Origin of the sequence: Desulfosalsimonas sp., from assembly GCF_046483245.1 — a bacterium.
Taxonomy (GTDB): Bacteria; Desulfobacterota; Desulfobacteria; order Desulfobacterales; family Desulfosalsimonadaceae; genus Desulfosalsimonas.
In genome coordinates this window covers 1-17,553 of the sequence record NZ_JAWODO010000136.1, presented here as the reverse complement: position 1 = coordinate 17,553, position 17,553 = coordinate 1, and the positions used below count along the sequence as shown (strand labels likewise).

General features: G+C 52.9%; 18 protein-coding genes. 16 read left to right on the top strand and 2 right to left on the bottom strand.

The genetic code is table 11. From position 1 onward, the window contains the following. Window positions 1–240: 240 nt before the first annotated feature. On the top strand, window positions 241–1,731 hold the full coding sequence (locus R6U41_RS11720) for a lipopolysaccharide kinase InaA family protein (protein WP_410270022.1): 1,491 nt from the start codon (window positions 241–243) through the stop codon (window positions 1,729–1,731). A 29-nt stretch (window positions 1,732–1,760) separates the two neighbouring features. Further along, window positions 1,761–2,543 (top strand): polysaccharide pyruvyl transferase family protein, encoded by a 783-nt coding sequence (locus R6U41_RS11715; protein WP_410270021.1) that lies wholly within the window; start codon window positions 1,761–1,763, stop codon window positions 2,541–2,543. On the opposite strand, the gene R6U41_RS11710 is transcribed toward R6U41_RS11715, so the two are convergent. Then, complete coding sequence (locus tag R6U41_RS11710; RefSeq protein WP_410270020.1) at window positions 2,540–3,427, bottom strand: lipopolysaccharide kinase InaA family protein; 888 nt, start codon at window positions 3,425–3,427, stop codon at window positions 2,540–2,542. The genes R6U41_RS11715 and R6U41_RS11710 overlap by 4 nt on opposite strands. Window positions 3,428–3,507: 80 nt before the next feature. Further along, window positions 3,508–4,638: a glycosyltransferase family 4 protein gene (locus R6U41_RS11705; RefSeq protein ID WP_410270019.1), complete on the bottom strand. Its 1,131-nt coding sequence runs from the start codon at window positions 4,636–4,638 to the stop codon at window positions 3,508–3,510. A gap of 242 nt (window positions 4,639–4,880) precedes the next feature. Between R6U41_RS11705 and coaBC the strand changes: the two genes are divergently transcribed. The 14 genes from coaBC to folK all read left to right on the top strand — a co-directional run. After that, the gene (coaBC, locus tag R6U41_RS11700) at window positions 4,881–6,104 is read left to right on the top strand and encodes a bifunctional phosphopantothenoylcysteine decarboxylase/phosphopantothenate--cysteine ligase CoaBC (protein ID WP_410270018.1); all 1,224 of its coding nucleotides are present in this window, start codon (window positions 4,881–4,883) and stop codon (window positions 6,102–6,104) included. Beyond that, the gene (locus R6U41_RS11695) at window positions 6,101–6,826 is read left to right on the top strand and encodes a uracil-DNA glycosylase (RefSeq protein ID WP_410270017.1); all 726 of its coding nucleotides are present in this window, start codon (window positions 6,101–6,103) and stop codon (window positions 6,824–6,826) included. Before coaBC ends, R6U41_RS11695 begins: the two co-directional genes overlap by 4 nt. 131 nt (window positions 6,827–6,957) lie before the next feature. Beyond that, a complete protein-coding gene (locus R6U41_RS11690; protein ID WP_410270016.1) occupies window positions 6,958–7,287 on the top strand; it encodes a Rho termination factor N-terminal domain-containing protein in 330 nt (109 codons plus the stop codon). A gap of 14 nt (window positions 7,288–7,301) precedes the next feature. Beyond that, the gene (locus tag R6U41_RS11685; RefSeq protein ID WP_410270015.1) at window positions 7,302–7,877 is read left to right on the top strand and encodes a 5' nucleotidase, NT5C type; all 576 of its coding nucleotides are present in this window, start codon (window positions 7,302–7,304) and stop codon (window positions 7,875–7,877) included. Beyond that, window positions 7,874–8,839 carry a site-specific tyrosine recombinase/integron integrase gene (gene xerA / locus R6U41_RS11680; RefSeq protein ID WP_410270014.1) on the top strand — a complete coding sequence of 322 codons (966 nt, stop codon included), beginning with the start codon at window positions 7,874–7,876 and terminating at the stop codon, window positions 8,837–8,839. Before R6U41_RS11685 ends, xerA begins: the two co-directional genes overlap by 4 nt. Before the next feature lie 17 nt (window positions 8,840–8,856). After that, window positions 8,857–9,420, top strand: coding sequence for an ATP-dependent protease subunit HslV (hslV, locus tag R6U41_RS11675; RefSeq protein WP_410270013.1), 564 nt, complete (start codon window positions 8,857–8,859; stop codon window positions 9,418–9,420). Continuing rightward, entirely contained in the window at window positions 9,417–10,802 is a 1,386-nt protein-coding gene (gene hslU, locus R6U41_RS11670; protein ID WP_410270012.1) for an ATP-dependent protease ATPase subunit HslU, read from the top strand. The genes hslV and hslU overlap by 4 nt, the downstream gene beginning before the upstream one ends. A gap of 44 nt (window positions 10,803–10,846) precedes the next feature. Next, window positions 10,847–11,740, top strand: coding sequence for an acetylglutamate kinase (gene argB / locus R6U41_RS11665; RefSeq protein WP_410270011.1), 894 nt, complete (start codon window positions 10,847–10,849; stop codon window positions 11,738–11,740). Then, complete coding sequence (locus tag R6U41_RS11660) at window positions 11,737–12,942, top strand: acetylornithine transaminase (RefSeq protein WP_410270010.1); 1,206 nt, start codon at window positions 11,737–11,739, stop codon at window positions 12,940–12,942. The genes argB and R6U41_RS11660 overlap by 4 nt, the downstream gene beginning before the upstream one ends. Before the next feature lie 10 nt (window positions 12,943–12,952). Beyond that, window positions 12,953–13,861, top strand: a complete 909-nt coding sequence (gene argF, locus R6U41_RS11655; protein WP_410270009.1) for an ornithine carbamoyltransferase — start codon at window positions 12,953–12,955, stop codon at window positions 13,859–13,861. Between the two features lie 49 nt (window positions 13,862–13,910). Continuing rightward, window positions 13,911–15,122, top strand: a complete 1,212-nt coding sequence (locus R6U41_RS11650) for an argininosuccinate synthase (RefSeq protein WP_410270008.1) — start codon at window positions 13,911–13,913, stop codon at window positions 15,120–15,122. Between the two features lie 8 nt (window positions 15,123–15,130). Beyond that, window positions 15,131–16,534 (top strand): argininosuccinate lyase, encoded by a 1,404-nt coding sequence (gene argH, locus R6U41_RS11645; RefSeq protein WP_410270007.1) that lies wholly within the window; start codon window positions 15,131–15,133, stop codon window positions 16,532–16,534. 2 nt (window positions 16,535–16,536) lie between these two features. Next, complete coding sequence (locus tag R6U41_RS11640) at window positions 16,537–17,016, top strand: hypothetical protein (protein WP_410270006.1); 480 nt, start codon at window positions 16,537–16,539, stop codon at window positions 17,014–17,016. Continuing rightward, a partial coding sequence (folK, locus tag R6U41_RS11635; protein ID WP_410270005.1) for a 2-amino-4-hydroxy-6-hydroxymethyldihydropteridine diphosphokinase occupies window positions 17,013–17,553 on the top strand: 541 nt, incomplete at its 3' end. The genes R6U41_RS11640 and folK, both read left to right, overlap by 4 nt.

Below are 17,553 nucleotides of genomic sequence, written 5' to 3'. Positions count from 1 at the left end.
ACCTGAGGTGTTCCATTGATTGTTTTGACGCCCAAAAAGAATGCGACCGGATCGCCTGCTTTTATAATGATGTCAACTGGTGGATTGAAAACTTCATCGCCTCGGAAACCCCGGTAGCGTCCTTGGAGACAGCAGAGGACGACAATTTTTTCTTCTGATGGTGCGCCTGTATCAGATGATTTGAAAACATTATGTTTTTGAACCAAAAATGGATTAGAGACCTGGAAAAAGATGCCTCTCTTGACAGGTAATTCCTGCACTTTAGAAAAGCCTATTATGGCAGATTTTTCGTTTAACTTTTCCGACGGACACGATGTCCAAACGCCATTCCGGATTTCTGCAGCAAATGGAAACAAGCAGATAGAGGTTAAATGCGAGACTGTATTGCGCATACTGCCCGGGAAACGTATTGTTTGTTCAGGCACAAGCCATGGACGTCGGGTTGTTGTTAAGATTTTTTTAGAGTCCAAGCGTGCTGAAAAGCACTTGTTACGTGAAAAACGTGGTTATATTTGTTTGCAAAACGCAGGCATTGATTGCCCGGAGATCTTGTTTCAGGGCCAAACCAAACCTGGTGGCCATTCTTTGCTGGTATTTGAAGAGATTTATCCGGCTGTCGGGTTTGATAGCGTCTGGGTGGAGGCCGGCAATGATGAGCATCGGGCGGCTCTTTTGCAGCAAATTGTCTCAGTGGTTGCCGCCCAGCACAAAGCCGGTCTCTACCATGATGACATGCATCTCGGCAATTTTTTATTTTCCGGAAGCGCTCTTTATACCATTGACGGGGCGGCCATTCATTATCAGCCAAATGGCTTGAATCAAAGAAGAAGTCTAGAAAATCTGGCTCTTTTATTTGCCCAGTTATACCCCAAGTTTGATTTTCTTATACCTGGCGCTTTTCAAGTTTACCTGGAAAAGCGCCAGTGGCAGTTCTCCTCTGGCCTATATAACAAATTAATTCGTAAGATCAGATCCCAAAGACGTTATCGGAAGAAAAAATATCTCAAAAAAATTTTCCGGCAATCTTCTGCTTATATCTGTAAGAAATCCCGAAAAGATTTTTTGATTTGTGATCGAAAGCTCTATGGACAAGCGATGGCCGACTTTTTAAAGGATCCGGACAGCTTTATTGATTCAGCAAAATTGTTAAAGGATGGCAATTCGTCAACGGTCGCATTGGTGGAAGTGGATGGTCAACTTCTGGTTATGAAACGTTACAACATCAAAAGTACAAAACATGCAGTTTTAAGGGCACCGCGGCCCAGCCGCGCCTGGAAATCTTGGGAAAATGCCCATCATCTGTCTTTGCTCGGCATTGAGACCCCAAGACCTGTTGCTATGCTGGAAAAAAGGTTTGGCCCTTTCCGATCAATGGCATATTACATCACTGAATTCGTCGATGGGACCGGGTTCAATGAATTGCTTAGTTCCGGCAATCTTGACGAGGATTTAATTGAATGTCTGGCCGGAGAATTTGTTTTATTGCTTCAATTGCTTGCTGATGAATCTGTTGCCCACGGGGATCTGAAGGCCAGCAATTTCATTTTATCCGATAAAAAACTTGTGGTCCTGGATCTGGATGCCATGACCAGATACCGGAATCCTTTTAAATTGCGTGACAAAATTCAAAAAGATTGTCGCCGGCTTTTGAAAAATTTTCAAAATTTCCCCGAAATTCATGAACAGTTTCAATCTCATCTTCAAAAAAAATGCTTTCGTTTTGTGTTTTGATTCATTATTTACCAGGAGACCCATAACCGATGAAGCCCATCAAACTTTACTGGTCCACTAAGTTAAAAAATGGTCGTAAGAATTTTGGTGACTGGCTGTCTGTTTTTCTTATACGGGAAATTTTCGGCCGGGATGTCATCTATGCAAGACCCAATCGCTGCGACCTTGTTGCCATCGGCAGCATTCTTCAAAAGCTTAAACATAAATTCTGGAACCGGCGTGTTCATGTTTGGGGCAGTGGATTTATCGGTTCGCATCCCCCGGTGCCCGCTCATCACTTTTATCATGCAGTTCGGGGACAAATGTCAGGGGAACTCATTAATGGCGGCAAAATAGAAAGCTACGGAGATCCGGGGTTGTTGGCAGACCGTTTGCTGCCGAATCGTGCAAGTATACCCAAGAATTGTCGAATAGGGGTGGTACCGCATTACAAGGATCGTGACAATGCCGAGGTCGCTGAATTTGCTGCCAGAATCCCGGATGCCCGTGTTCTGGATATTTTGACCGAGCCCGAAGATTTTTTAAAAGCAGCCGCGGGCTGTGAAATTATTCTTTCATCCAGCTTGCATGGATTGGTCATTGCTGATGCCTTTGAAATCCCAAATGCCTGGATTGAGTTATCAGATTCTGTTCGGGGAAGTCGTTTTAAATTTATGGATTATTACAGCGCCTTTGGCTTCACTGATTCAGAGCCGGTCAATTTGAAAGATTTCCGGCTAACAGACCTTGATCGATTGGTACTGCAATACATGCGGCCCAGGCTTAGAGAGATTCAACAAGGATTGATTGCAAGTTTCCCCTTCGCTGTCTAGCCATTTATGTCAGCAGTAAACGGGCGGTTGTGTCTTTTTTCCGTATGCCGCTGTATGCGTTTTGTTTTTTTTTCGATCCAGTACCATTCTATCCGATCTATTAAATTAAAATGTGTTTTACCCTTATAAAAAAGCAGAAGGTTTTTTCGGTCTTGTGTGTCAAAAATTCCTTCCGGAAGGGTATAATTTAATCTTGCCAGGCTTTTTATTTTCCATCGGAATCGGAAAGAAAACTTTTTTTCCACGCGCTGCAAATCAAAAAGTGCAATTTCAGGAGAATCTGGGTTGTTGTGGTAAAACAGCAGAATATGAGTCGAATTAAAGTCCTGATGGTTAAATCCCTTTTGATGCATTTTTCGTGCTAAATCAGATAGTCTTCTTATCAGTTTTTCTCTTCTTTGCCTTCCTTCATCGCCCTGGAAAAATCCGGGATTCTTATCAAGAAGGGTTTCCAGGGAAACATAGGGAAAAGCATCTTGGGTAACGAGAAAAGATTCAACCCAAAAAAAATGATGATATTTTTCCCCCGCAGCTACAGGAATGACAGTCTGAAGTTGTTTGTCGCGGAATTCACATATGTTGTTGAATTCAAGCAAACCCTGAGAAAGGTTTTTTATGCCAAAAAATGATTTCAGTATTCCTTTAATGCCTATAAATTCAGTATTATGGCGTTTTAGGTAATAATATTTCAAGGCATTGTTTTTTGCAAATGACAGACGGATGACGGATCTGTCTTTTATTTTTTTAACGATTTCTCCGGCAGCATAATTCCATACAGTGTCAAAAGAATCGAGCTGCGCCTCCCGCAAAAAGGATTCATAGTCGCTATTGATTAAAAGATCATTTTTTTTGATGGCGTTGATTGGGGCCGAAAAATTTTTCATGCGATGATTTTATTTCCATCTTTATTACGATAAAAGCGTCGGAAATCATTTTTTTAATTTTGATTTCAGCAGGTTCTGTTTTATTTTACCGGTTTTTCTTTTGCCACCTTTTCAATAATATCCGCTGCCCTTTCATGACGATCATATGTATCTGTTGTTTCAATATATTTTTTCCCGTTTTGTCCCCATTGCACCAATTTGTGAGAAGAAATCATGGAAACCAGCATATTATTTAATGTTTTTTGCTCAAAAGGTGAAGGGACCAATCTGCCGGCATCAGCCTTTTTTACATAAACGCCGAAACCGCACACATCCGTAGCCAGCACCGGCAGTCCTGCTGCCATCGCTTCAATTAAAACCGAGCCGGCTGCTTCATGGTAAGCAGGATGCAGTAAGAGGTCGGCACCGGCCAGAAAACGAGCCACATCCTCCCGTTGTCCGACAAAATGAATATGGGGAAAAACCCCAAATCTTTTTGCAAGCAGCCGGTAAGGAAGTGTTTTTCCCCTACCCACAACTGTCATCAAAACCTTTTGTTTCAACTGATAGGGAAGGGCGGCAACGGCCTTTATTGCGCGATCAACGCCTTTGGTTTTAAAACCGGAACCCACCATTAAAATCAGAAAAGTATCCTGATTCAACAAAAAATGATTGCGGAAATCCTCTCGGATTCCTGGTTTGTTCACCTGAATAAAAAAGTTTTTTGGTATCCATGGTGGTACTGGATGAAAACGGTCCTCAGCAGTATTATAATAACTGACATATTTTTTTTTTACAGTATCTGCGATGGATATGATTTCAGTTTTTGCTTCTTTACCAAAGACTGATTGTTCCAGAAATTTTAAAGTGCGGCACCGCCTTGACAGACGGTAAGCAATATTTTTTTTTGCTGCCCGGGCCGCATAACATTCATCACCGGCAAAATATACATCCAGGCCCGGCATTTTGTTAAAGCCCACCACCGCATCATACTGGCCGGCACGTATATAAGGCTCAATTTTCCGGGAGAAAGACAGGTATCGGCGGTGATTCGTTAGCCCGCGGGGCGAAATTGTTTTTATTTGTATGCCTTCAGGCACGTTGCCAGTCCAGGAAATGGTAAACACGTCAACCTGGTGTCCCCGGTTAAGGCATGTGCCGGCAAGCCTTAAAAAATCCTTTTGAAGACCACCATATGGGAAATATTTAAACAGGCAAAAAGCAAATTTCATTCACGCCCCAATACGAGCAGGGTTAATGTTAGCCTTTAATGCATTTTATCCCTTTTGCTTTAACATTTTTCATGGATTAGTCAAGAAACTCATAGATGCAAAAAGTGCAGTTTAACATATTCATATTATTTGATGCATTCTCTCTTTATTGACACCTTGATAGCTTTTGGATATTAATTTTGATCCTGAATTGACCCAGCTCAGGTTTGACAAAAACAGCCAACCAGGATATTTTCTTTTTTATGGAAAACTGGTCCCCCATAAGCGGAAAAACCATACTGCTCGGCGTTTCCGGCGGAATTGCCGCCTACAAGAGCGTGGAACTCATGCGGCTTTTGCAGCGTGCCGGAGCCAGGGTGAAGGTGGCCATGACCCGCAATGCGGCCGCCTTTGTCGCGCCCCTGACGTTTCAGGCCATATCCGGCAGCCCGGTATTTATGCAAATGTTTGACAACCCCGAAGATGATGCCATGCGCCATATTTCCTGGGCCGAGGCCGCGGATGCGGCAGTGATTGCGCCGGCTACCGGAAATATCATCGGCAGGCTGGCAAACGGGATTGCCGATGACGCCCTGACCACCCTGATGCTGGCCGTAACCGCGCCAAAGCTGATTTGTCCGGCCATGAATACCCACATGTATGAAAACCGCGCGGTGCAGCGAAACGTTGAAACCCTGGAGTCTGACGGCTACATCATTGTGGAGCCCTCTGAAGGCGAACTTGCTTGCAAGGCCGTTGGACCCGGCCGGCTTGCGGATCCGGAAAGCATTTTTGAGCACATTATCAATGTTTTTCTGCCAAATGATTATTTCAACAAGCGGGTGCTTGTCACGGCCGGGCCCACCCGGGAGCCCATGGATCCGGTCCGGTTTGTCAGCAATCCCTCATCCGGGAAAATGGGATATGCCATTGCCAGGGCCGCGGCCGGAAGAGGGGCCCACGTGGTGCTGGTCTCCGGGCCCACGGATTTGGAAGCACCGCTTGGGGTGCGCCGGATCAACGTGGAAACCGCCCAAGAAATGGCCGATGCGGTGTTTGCCGAATCCGATGCCGCAGACGTGATCATCAAGGCCGCGGCCGTGTCCGATTACACACCCGCGGATGCGGCGCCCCACAAGCTCAAAAAGGGCGAAGATGCCCTCACTGTTATTTTTGACCGGACCCTGGATATTCTTGCAGAACTCGGGAAAAGAAAAAAATCCAACCAAGTGCTGGTGGGATTTGCAGCAGAAACCCGGGACCTGGAAAAAAACGCCACCAAAAAGCTGGGTGCCAAAAACCTGGACATGATCGCCGGCAACCTGGTCATCGGCCCGGAGTCCGCGTTTGCCGCCCAGGAAAGCAGCATCCAGCTTTTTTTCAAAGACGGCACCAAGGAGCCGCTGCCGCCCATGGACAAACAGGCAGCCGCCCATGTGCTGCTTGACCGGATACTTTCGGCCGCGTCGGCGGGGGCCGGCAAATGACAGAGCCGGGCCGGATGGATTTGGATATCACGCAGGAAGTGCGGCAATACCTGCTTTATTTAAAGGAAATGGGATGCACAAGCGCACCCCTGGGCGAAGATGCACAGCACATTGTGCAAAAATGGGGCGGCGAAAAACAGGTCACTGCCGGCCATGAAACCCATTTGCCGGAACATGACAGCCTTGATGCCATTTTAAGCGATTTGGCCCATTGCCGCAGGTGCCGCCTGGCCGATTCCCGCAAGGCAGTCATATGCGGGCAGGGAACAGCCGGTGCAGATATCATGTTTATCGGCCCCTTTCCGGAGCCGGCCGATGCAGACTCCGGGATGCCCTACAGCGGGGAGACCGGGCAACTGCTCACCCGCATCATTGAAGCCATGGGCCAAAGCCGCCAAAGCGTCTACATTTGTCATGCAGTCAAGTGCCGGCCGCCGGAAGAGCGGCTTCCGGACCGGTTCGAGGCTCGGGCCTGCCGCATCTGGCTGAAGCGTCAAATCCGGGCTGTATCCCCGAAAATAATCTGCGCCCTTGGCGGCTTTGCCGCCCAGAACCTGCTGGGCACCGATGAACCCATCTCCCGCCTGCGCGGCCGATTTCATGATTATGAGGGCATTGCTGTAATGCCCACCCACGAGCCGGCCTATCTGTTGGTGCACCCAAAGGCCAAAAGGGCGGTTTGGGAGGACATGAAACAGGTGATGGCGCGCCTAACTCATTAAATATGCATTGACATTCCAATTCATTTGGTTTTATATAATATAGTTTGGAGTTGATAGACTGCGGGGGCTTTTTTCAAACCTCCGCTTTGTATTTTTGAACAACCTGTAAACCATTGAAATGAGGATTCAAAATGGCGAAAAAGGAAAAACAGGCAAAAGAAAAACCCCTTGAGAAGCACACAGCCCCGGAACTGCGCGACATTGCCAAAGAACTACCGGATGTCACGGGTGCTTCGGGCATGAACAAGGCCGAATTGATCGCGGTGATCAAAAAAGCCCGGGGAATTGAGGAATCCGGCAGAAAAAAACAGTCGGATGTTTCGGTACGTCAAATCAAGGAAAAAATCCGGGAACTAAAGAAAAAACGCCAGGAATTTCTGGAAAATGATGACCGGAAAATGGCCGATATTTTCCGCAAGCGCATCAGCCGCCTGAAGAAGAAAACCCGGAGGGCTGCCTGAATCGAAAAACCGCCATGAAAATTGATCCAAAAGGCCTGGCCTTTGATATCGACGGGGTGGTTGCAGATACCATGTCTTTGTTTCTGGCCATTGCTGAAAAGGAATTCGGCATTCGGCACATCCGCTACGAAGAGATCACCGACTATTCCCTGGTGGAGGCCGCAGTCATTGATCACGGCGTGATGTGGGAAATCATTCTCCGGATCCTGGAAGGGCGCTACAATCATCCGCTGGCCCCCATTGACGGCGCCCCTGAGGTGCTCAGGCGGTTGAACGGCATTTGTTCGCCAACCTTGTTTGTCACCGCACGGCCGGAAGCCGGCCACATTACCGGGTGGATGTGCGAGGTTCTGCAAACCGGTCGGGAATGCATCGAGGTGGTGGCAACGGGTTCATTCGAGAACAAGCAGGAAGTTCTGGAAAAGCGCAATATTACGCATTTTGTGGAAGACCGGCTGGAAACATGTTTTATGCTGGCCAAAGCCGGCATTACACCCATTGTTTTCAGACAACCCTGGAACCGAAAGTCCCATCCTTTTGTTGAAGTGGGCAATTGGGGGGAACTTGAAGCCTTGATTTCAATGGAATGAGCAAAATTGCCGTCACCCAACTGGTGGATTCATTCGTGGATTACCTGGCCGCGGAAAAAGGCTACTCAGATCATACCTGCAGAGCTTACGCCCGGGATTTGACTGATTTTCTGGCTTATTTCACGACCTGGCAATCCGCTGATCGGGGGCGGAAGCAAAAAGGGCAGGGCGCACAAAAAGACAGCTCCGGGGCAGCGGGTATCGAAGAGATCAGTGCCCTTGTGATCCGCAGTTATCTGGGGCAGCTGCACCGTCAGCAGATCAAAAAGACCTCCATTGCCCGCAAGCTGTCGGCCATCCGCTCTTTTTTCAATTACCTGGAAAAACACCACGTGATTTCTCAAAACCCGGCAACTCAGGTGATCACCCCAAAGCAGGACAAGCCGGTGCCCAGTTACCTGACCGTGGATGACGTTTTCCGGCTGATTGATTCCATTGCCGATGACAGCGTGGCAGGCAAACGCAACCGCGCTATACTGGAGACGCTTTATTCCACCGGCATCCGGGTATCGGAATTGACAGGGCTTGACGTGGAAAAAGTGGATTTTGCCAACCGCACGGTCCGGGTGCTGGGAAAGGGCTCCGTGGAGCGGATTGTGCCCATCGGGCACAAGGCCGCTGAAGCCATCCGCGCCTACCGTCGGGCGTTGTACGGTAACAGCGCAAAAACCCCGGATATCTGGAAGGGGCCCTTGTTTTTAAACAAAAACGGCGGACGGCTCACCCAGCGTTCGGTGGCGCGCATGCTGGATCAGGCCGCCCGGGCCGCCGGGCTCACCGTGCCGGTGTCCCCGCATGATCTGCGCCACACGTTTGCCACCCACCTGCTGGATGCAGGGCTGGATCTGCGCATGGTCCAGGAGCTTTTGGGGCACAGGCAGCTGTCCACGACCCAGAAATACACGCATGTGAGCATTGACCGGCTGATGGCCGCATATGACAGCGCCCATCCCAGAAAATAAAACAAGGCTGGATTCTTATGTCTGAAAATTTTCATGGCACCACCATACTGGCGGTCCGGTATAACGGCTGTGCGGCCGTGGCCGGAGACGGCCAGGTCACACTGAACAATTCGGTGATCAAGCACCAGGCCAAAAAAGTGCGCCGGATTTACAACGACCGGATCATTGCCGGATTTGCCGGGGCCACGGCAGATGCCCTGCATTTATCCGAAAAACTGGAGGGCAAGCTGGAACGCTACAACGGCAACCTGACCCGGGCGGCCGTGGAATTGGCCCGGGACTGGCGGACCGACAAGTACCTGCGGCGCCTGGAGGCCATGATGATCGCCGTGGACGCCGCCCAGATGCTTTTGATTTCCGGAAACGGCGATGTGATCGAACCGGATGAAGGCGTGATCGCCATCGGCTCCGGCGGTGTGGCCGCCCATGCCGCGGCCTCCGCGCTCATGCACCACGCCCCGGCCCTGGAGTTGTCCGCCGGGCAAATCGTGCGCCAGGCAATGGAGATTGCCGCCGGCCTGTGCGTGTACACGAATCACGTGTTTGTAATCGAAGAAATTCAGGAAAAAACCGCCTTATGACGGACTTAAAGCCACAACAGATCGTTGCCGAACTCGACAGATACATCATCGGCCAGCAAAATGCCAAAAAATCGGTGGCCATTGCCCTTCGAAACCGCTGGCGCAGGCGTCACGTGGAGCCGAATCTGCGCGATGAAATCGCTCCGAAAAACATCATTCTCATCGGTCCCACGGGCGTGGGCAAAACCGAGATCGCCCGCCGCCTGGCCCGGCTTACGGATTCGCCGTTTTTCAAGGTGGAGGCCTCAAAATTCACCGAGGTGGGTTATGTGGGCCGGGATGTGGAATCCATGGTCCGGGATCTGCTGGAAGTCACTATCAATCAGTTAAAAATCCGCGAGCAGGAGGCAGTGCAGCCCAAGGCAAAGGAAATGGCCGAAGAGCGGGTGCTGGACATGCTTTTGCCGGAAACCGGTGCCAGCAGTCCGGTCCAGCGCCAACAGCCCCATGCCGCCGGCACCGAGTCCGAATCCGGTACTGCCCGGCAGGGCACTTCCGCATCTGCCACCCGGGAAAAGCTGCGCAAGATGCTAAAAGACGGCAAACTGGATCACCGGCCCGTGGAGATTGAAACCCAGGACAAGTCCACGCCCATGATGGAGATTTTCTCCAACTCCGGCATGGAGGAAATGGGGATTAATTTCAAGGATATGCTCGGCGGGCTCATGCCCAGGGGATCATCGAGGAAACGGCGGACCACCGTGGCCGAAGCCATCGAGATCCTCACCCAGGAAGAAGCCCAGCAGCTGGTGGACATGGACAAGGTCACCAAGGACGCCATTGAAAAGGTCGAGCAGTTCGGCATCATTTTTTTGGATGAAATCGACAAGATCACCGGCAAGCAGGGCGGGCAGGGCCCGGACGTTTCTAGGGAGGGCGTGCAGCGCGATCTTCTGCCCATTGTGGAGGGGAGCACGGTGACCACTAAGCGCGGGCCGGTGCAAACCGACCATATCCTGTTTATGGCCTCAGGGGCGTTTCACGCCACCCGGCCCTCGGACCTGATTCCGGAACTCCAGGGCCGATTTCCCATCCGGGTGGAGCTGGACTCCCTTGGTAGGGACGATTTTATACGGATTCTCACAGAGCCGCAAAACGCGCTGCTGCTGCAATACATCGCCCTTTTGCGCACAGAGGGCATTGATCTGTCCTTTGCAGACGAGGCTGTGGATGAAATCGCCCGGTTTGCCGAGACCGTAAACAATGAGACCGAAAACATCGGGGCCCGCCGGCTGCATACCCTCATGGAGCATCTTTTGGCGGATTTGTTGTTTGAAGCCCCGGACACTGAAGAGAAAAAAATTGAGATTGATCGGGCCTTTGTGGATGAAAAACTCCGGGATGTCCGGCAGGATCAGGACCTGAGCCGATACATCCTGTAACCGCCGCATCTATTTGCCGGCGCTGAAACGGAAAAAAAACAGCCATGACCCCCAATGTCGCAGACATCCTTATAGAGGCGCTGCCGTATATCCGGTATTTTTCCGGCATGACCCTGGTGGTCAAGTACGGCGGCAATGCCATGGTCGACGAGCAGCTCAAGGAGGACTTTGCCAGAGACATCACCCTGATGAAGTTCATCGGCCTGCATCCGGTGGTGGTCCACGGTGGCGGCCCCCAGATCAACAAAGTGCTTGAGCGCATGGGTATCAGCCCGAGATTTGTCCGGGGCATGCGCTTTACCGACCAGGAAACCATGGATGTGGTGGAAATGGTGCTCGGCGGCAAGGTCAACAAGTCCATCGTGGCCCAGATCAACCGCCAGGGCGGCAAATCCGTGGGCCTGACCGGAAAGGACGGCGGTCTGCTCCAGGCGGAAAAACTGCAGATCATGCACCAGCCGGACGAAAACAAGCCGCCCGAAATTCTTGATCCCGGGCTTGTGGGACGGGTCACCAGCGTGAATACCGAACTGATCAGCAGTTTAAGCGCTCAGGGATTTATCCCGGTGATTGCACCCGTGGGCGTCGGCGCGGCCGGGGAAACCTTTAACATCAACGCAGACCTGGTGGCCTCCCGGGTGGCCGGATCCCTGAAATCCGGGCGTCTGATTTATCTCACGGATGTGGACGGATTAATGGATGCCCGAGGCAATCTGGTGACATCTGTGGACGCACCGACAGTGACCCAGATGATCCGGGAGGGAACCATTTCCGGGGGCATGATTCCGAAACTCGAATACGCGCTTGACGCCCTGGAAAACGGGGTGGAAAAAGTGCAGATCATCAACGGCACCAAGCGCCATGCCCTGCTTCTGGAACTTTTCACAGACCAGGGCATCGGCACCCAGGTCACAGCACAGGCAGGTACGGAAAAATGAGCAAAGATTATATCCAGCGGGCCGACAAGGTCGTGGCCAATACCTACAAGCGCTTTCCCCTGGTGTTTGAACGGGGCCGGGGGTGCACCCTCTGGGATATTGAGGGGCGGCAGTACACCGATTTTGTGGCCGGCATTGCCGTGTGCAACCTCGGCCATGCCAACCCGGAGGTCTCCCGGGCCCTTGCCCGGCAGGCGGACAAACTGTTTCACGTATCCAACCTGTTTTATACCGTCCCCCAGGTGGAGCTGGCGGAATGGCTTGTGGGACGATGTTTTGCCGACCGGGTGTTTTTTTGCAACTCCGGGGCAGAGGCCAACGAAGCAGCCATCAAGCTTGCCCGCAAAACCTTTTTCGACCAGGGCGACTTCAACCGCTGGCGAATTGTGGCCATGGACCAGTCCTTTCACGGCCGCACGTTTGCTGCGCTTTCGGCCACGGGCCAGCAAAAGGTGCGCGAGGGCTTTGAGCCGATACTGGAAGGCTTTGATTTTGTGGCCTATAATGATATGGAACAGCTTGCGGCGGCTGTGACGGACAAAACATGCGCTGTTCTCCTGGAACCGGTCCAGGGCGAAGGCGGGATCCGGTGCGCGGACCCCCGGTATCTCAAGGACGTGCGCCGGCTCTGTGATGAAAAGGGGATCATGCTGATTTTCGATGAGATCCAGACCGGCATCGGCAGAACCGGAAAACTGTTCGCCCACGAGCATTTTGACGTGCAGCCCGATATCATGACCCTTGCCAAGGCCCTGGGAAACGGCCTGCCCATCGGCGCCATGCTGGCCTCGGAAAAAGCCGCTGCCGCATTCACGCCCGGAGCCCATGCATCCACTTTCGGCGGCACACCTGTGATTACCGCGGCAGCCCTGGAGGTGCTCCGGATCATTGAAGCGGAAAACATCCTTGACCACTGCCGGGAGGTCGGCGATTATTTCAAGTCCCGACTGCTGTGGCTAAAAGACCGGCACCCGGTTGTCGAGGAGGTCCGCGGGGTGGGCCTGATGCTGGGCATGAAGCTTTCGCAAAAAGGCGCCCCTGTTGTGGAGGCCTGCATGGAAAAGGGGCTTTTGATCAACTGCACCCAGGAAAACGTCCTGCGCTTTGTGCCCCCCCTGGTCATTACCGCAGAAGAGGTGGACCGGCTAGTGGCATGCCTGGACGAGATTTTTGCCGGCACCAGTACAACTGAAACCTGTTGAGGAAAAAGATTTGAGAAAAGACATATTGACCCTGGCGGACCTGGATGCGGCAGACATGGATTTGCTGCTCTCCCGGGCCAGGCAACTCAAAAAACGGCATAAAAAGGGGATTCAGGACTGGTCCCTGATCGGCAAAACAGTCGGCCTGATTTTTGAAAAAGCCTCCACCCGCACCCGGATTTCCTTTCAGGCCGCAGCCGCCCAGCTGGGGGGAACATCGCTGTTTATCAGTTCGGCCGACACCCAGCTGGCCAGAAACGAGCCTGTTGCCGATACGGCAAGGGTGCTGGAACGCTACCTGGATGCCCTGGTGCTGCGCACCTATTCACAGGACATTCAGGCCGAATTTGCGCGTGTGGCATCCATTCCGGTCATCAACGCCCTTACCGACCTGTGTCATCCCTGCCAGGTGTTAAGCGATCTGCTTACTGTGCTGGAATACAAGGGCCGGTTTCAGGGGCTGAAAGTCGCCTGGATCGGGGATGGCAACAATATGGCCCATTCCTGGATCAATGCCGCGGCCGTTCTCGGGTTCGAACTGGTGGTGGCCTGCCCGGACGGCTATCTGCCCGATGAAACTGTTGTCAAAGGCGCCGGAGACAAACGATTTATCCGCGTGGTCCACGACCCGGCAGAGGCCGCATCCGGTGCGGATGTGATCAACACCGACGTGTGGGCCAGCATGGGCCAGGAAGACCAGGCCGAGGCAAGGAAGGCCGTGTTTGCTCCCTTTCAGGTCAATTCCGGGCTCATGGCCCGGGCCAAAAAAGATGCCGTTGTCATGCACTGCCTGCCGGCTCACAAGGGCGAGGAAATCACGGAGGAGGTTTTTGAAAGCCCGCAGTCCGTGGTATGGGACCAGGCGGAAAACAAACTCCACATGCACAAGGCGATCCTGGAAACATTGATTAACCGTTAGGCGATACACGCCTGTTCTACAGGTCAGGAAATCAACAGGAGAAAATATTTTGGAAAAAAAGATCAACAAGGTCGTTTTGGCCTACTCCGGCGGCCTGGACACATCCGTGATTTTAAAATGGCTGGCTGAAACCTATGATTGCGAGGTCATTGCTTTTGCCGCAGACATCGGCCAGGGCGAGGAACTCGACCCCATTGATGAAAAAGCCAGAAAAACCGGGGCTTCTGCGGTTTACATCGATGACCTGAAAGAAGAGTTTGTGCGCGATTACGTGTTTCCGGCCTTTCGGGCCAATGCCATCTACGAGGGCCACTACCTGCTGGGCACCTCCCTGGCCCGTCCTCTGATTGCCAAGCGCCAGATGGAAATCGCACACGAGCAAAACGCCGAGGCCGTGAGCCACGGGGCCACCGGCAAGGGAAACGACCAGGTTCGCTTTGAACTGAGCTATTACGCCATTGATCCATCCATCCGTGTGGTGGCCCCCTGGCGGGAGTGGGAGCTCAACTCCCGCACCGCCTTGATGGCGTTTGCGGAAAAACACGGCATTGCCGTGACCTCCACAAAGGAAAAACCCTACAGCACGGACCGCAACCTGCTGCACATCAGCTATGAGGGCGGAATCCTGGAAGACCCCTGGAACCCGCCGCCCGAGGATATGTTCGTACTCACTGTATCGCCGCAAAACGCACCGGACAAAGCCGAAAGCATGGACATCACCTTTGAAAATGGCGATCCCGTGGCCATTGACGGTCAAAACCTCTCCCCGGCCAAGCTGCTTGCGGAGTTAAACCGCCGGGGCGGGCAAAACGGCATCGGCCGGGCCGATATCGTGGAAAACCGGTTTGTGGGCATGAAGTCCAGGGGCGTGTATGAAACCCCGGGTGGCACCATCCTGCGCGCGGCCCACATGGCCATTGAGTCGATCACCGTGGACCGGGAGGTCATGCATTTGCGCGATTCCCTGATCCCAAAGTATTCGGAGATGATCTACAATGGGTTTTGGTTTGCCCCGGAGCGGGAACTGCTCCAGTCCATGATCGACGAGACCCAGAAAAACGTATCCGGCGTGGTGCGTCTGGAGCTCTACAAGGGTAACTGCCGGGTGCTGGGCCGCAAATCCGCGCATTCCCTTTACAGCGAGGACTTTGCCACGTTTGAGGATGACACGGTTTACCATCAAAAGGACGCCGAGGGTTTTATCCGGTTAAACTCTCTGCGGCTGCGGATTCGCAAACTCATGGAAAAACAGGGGGCATAGATTCAGTCATGAGCCTCAAACCCTGGGACGGCCGGTTTTCCGAACCCACAAATAAGGCCGTGGAAGCCTTTACCGCATCCATTGATGTGGACCGTCGGCTGTACAACTATGATATCGACGGCAGCATCGCCCATTGCAGGACCCTGGCCCGGGCAAAAATTTTAACCCGGCAGGAGGCCGTCGACCTGGAAGAGGGCCTGGAAAAGGTCCGCCAGGAAATCGCCAGGGGCGAAATGGCGTTTTGCGACCGGCTCGAAGACATCCATATGCATGTGGAAGACCGGCTTTCGGTCCATGTGGGCGACCTTGCCAGGAAACTGCACACCGGCCGGAGCCGAAACGATCAGATCGCCGTGGACGAGCGGCTCTATCTCAAGGCTGAAACCCGGGGCGTTCTTGTCCAGCTCAAGGATTTTCGAACCGAACTGGTAGATCTGGCAGAAGCCAACATCCACGTGGTCATGCCCGGATATACCCATTTGCAGAGGGCCCAGCCGGTTTTGTTTTCCCATCACGTGATGGCCTATTATGAAATGGTGAGCCGGGATTTTGACCGGTTTGCCGCCGCCCTGGACCGGATGGATGTCATGCCCCTTGGCAGCGCGGCGCTTGCCGGCACCACCTATGATCTGGACCGGGCCTACACAGCCGGTTTGCTCGGGTTTTCAAAGATTTCCGAAAACAGTATGGACGCGGTATCCGACCGGGACTTCATGCTGGAATTTGCAGCCGCGGCAAGCATTTGCATGACCCATTTGTCCCGCCTGTCCGAGGAGCTGGTGCTGTGGTCTTCGGCGGAATTCCGGTTTGTGGATCTTCCGGATGCATTCTGTACCGGCAGCAGCATCATGCCCCAGAAGAAAAACCCGGATATCCCGGAGCTTGTCCGGGGACGCACGGGCCGGGTCACCGGCAACCTGGTCAACCTGCTGACCTTGATGAAGTCCCTGCCCCTGGCCTATAACCGGGATATGCAGGAAGACAAGGTCCCCCTGATGGAAATTGTTGACACCTTAAAGGCCTGTCTGGATATTTATACCCGGATGATTCCCAATATCCGGGTCAACCCGGAGGTGACCGAAAAAGCGGCCAACAGCGGGTTTCAAAACGCCACCGATCTGGCCGACTATTTGGTGGCAAAGGGCATGGCCTTCCGCCAGGCCCATGCCTGCGTGGGAAAGGCCGTGGCCTATGCCTTAGACTGCGGGAAGGAACTCCACGAGCTGAGCCTGCAGGATCTGCAGCAGTTTGATCCGGGTATTGAAGAAGATGTGTATGAGGCCATGTCCGTTGCCCGGATGATCGACAGAAGAAAGGTTTACGGCGGCACGGCCGGTGCCAATGTCGCTGCCGCCATTGCCAGGGCCAGAAAGCAGCTGGTCAATTCGGCATCTGAAATCCCTGGAGCATAAAAATGACACCAGGCCATCAGCGGACGATTCTTATAGTATGGAAAACAGCTGCTTTGGTGGCGGCAATCCTGATGTTTTTTGCCGCTTCCTGCGGCAAAAAGGGGCCGCCAACGCCGCCCAAAACCCTGTCCCCGGCCCCGGCCGTCGATCTGGCGCTTGTGCAGCAGGACGGCGGGCTTTTGTTAACATGGCACCTGCCTGAAGGCTGGCAGGCCGATTATGCCCGGCCGGCCGGATTTATCGTGGAGCGTGCCCTGACCCCCAAAGAGCTGGACTGCCAGGGATGCCCGGTGCGCTTTGAGCAGGCAGCGCAGGTGGATTTCCAGGAGGGCCGGAGCAGAACTGATGTATGGCGATTCACCGATGCCCTGCGGCCGGATATGGTCCAGCGTTACCGGGTGATCAGTCTCGGGGAAAAAGGCGCAAAGTCCCGGCCGTCTGAGACAATGACCTTTGATCCTGAGTCAGACAGCGGCTCATGAGCCAGGCAACGGATGAAAAAAAGCATATCGCCTATATCGCGGTGGGCGCCAATCTCGGCGACCGGGTGGCCGCCTGCCGCCAGGGCGCAAAAATGCTTGTGGAAAACCGGGATATACGGATTTTTGCCCATTCCCCCTATTATGAAACCGCGCCCATGGGCTATGACGATCAGCCGTGGTTTGTCAACGGGGTGTTTGGCGTGGAAACCGGGCTGGAACCAGCGCAATTGCTGGCGCGGTTAAAAGAAGTGGAAAACAGGGCAGGGCGGGACCGCGGCACAATCCGGTTCGGCCCCAGGGTGCTGGACCTGGATCTGATTTTTTTCGAAAATGAAATCATCCATAGCCCGGATCTGGTGGTGCCGCATCCGCGGATGCACCAAAGGGCTTTTGTGCTGCGCCCCCTTGCTGACATTGCACCTGAGCTGATACACCCGAAACTGGGCCGGTCGGTCCGGGAACTGCTTGCGGACCCGGCCATAGCCGAACAGGGCTGTCAGCGGTTAAACCGAGAACCTTACTACTTGAACCCTGAAT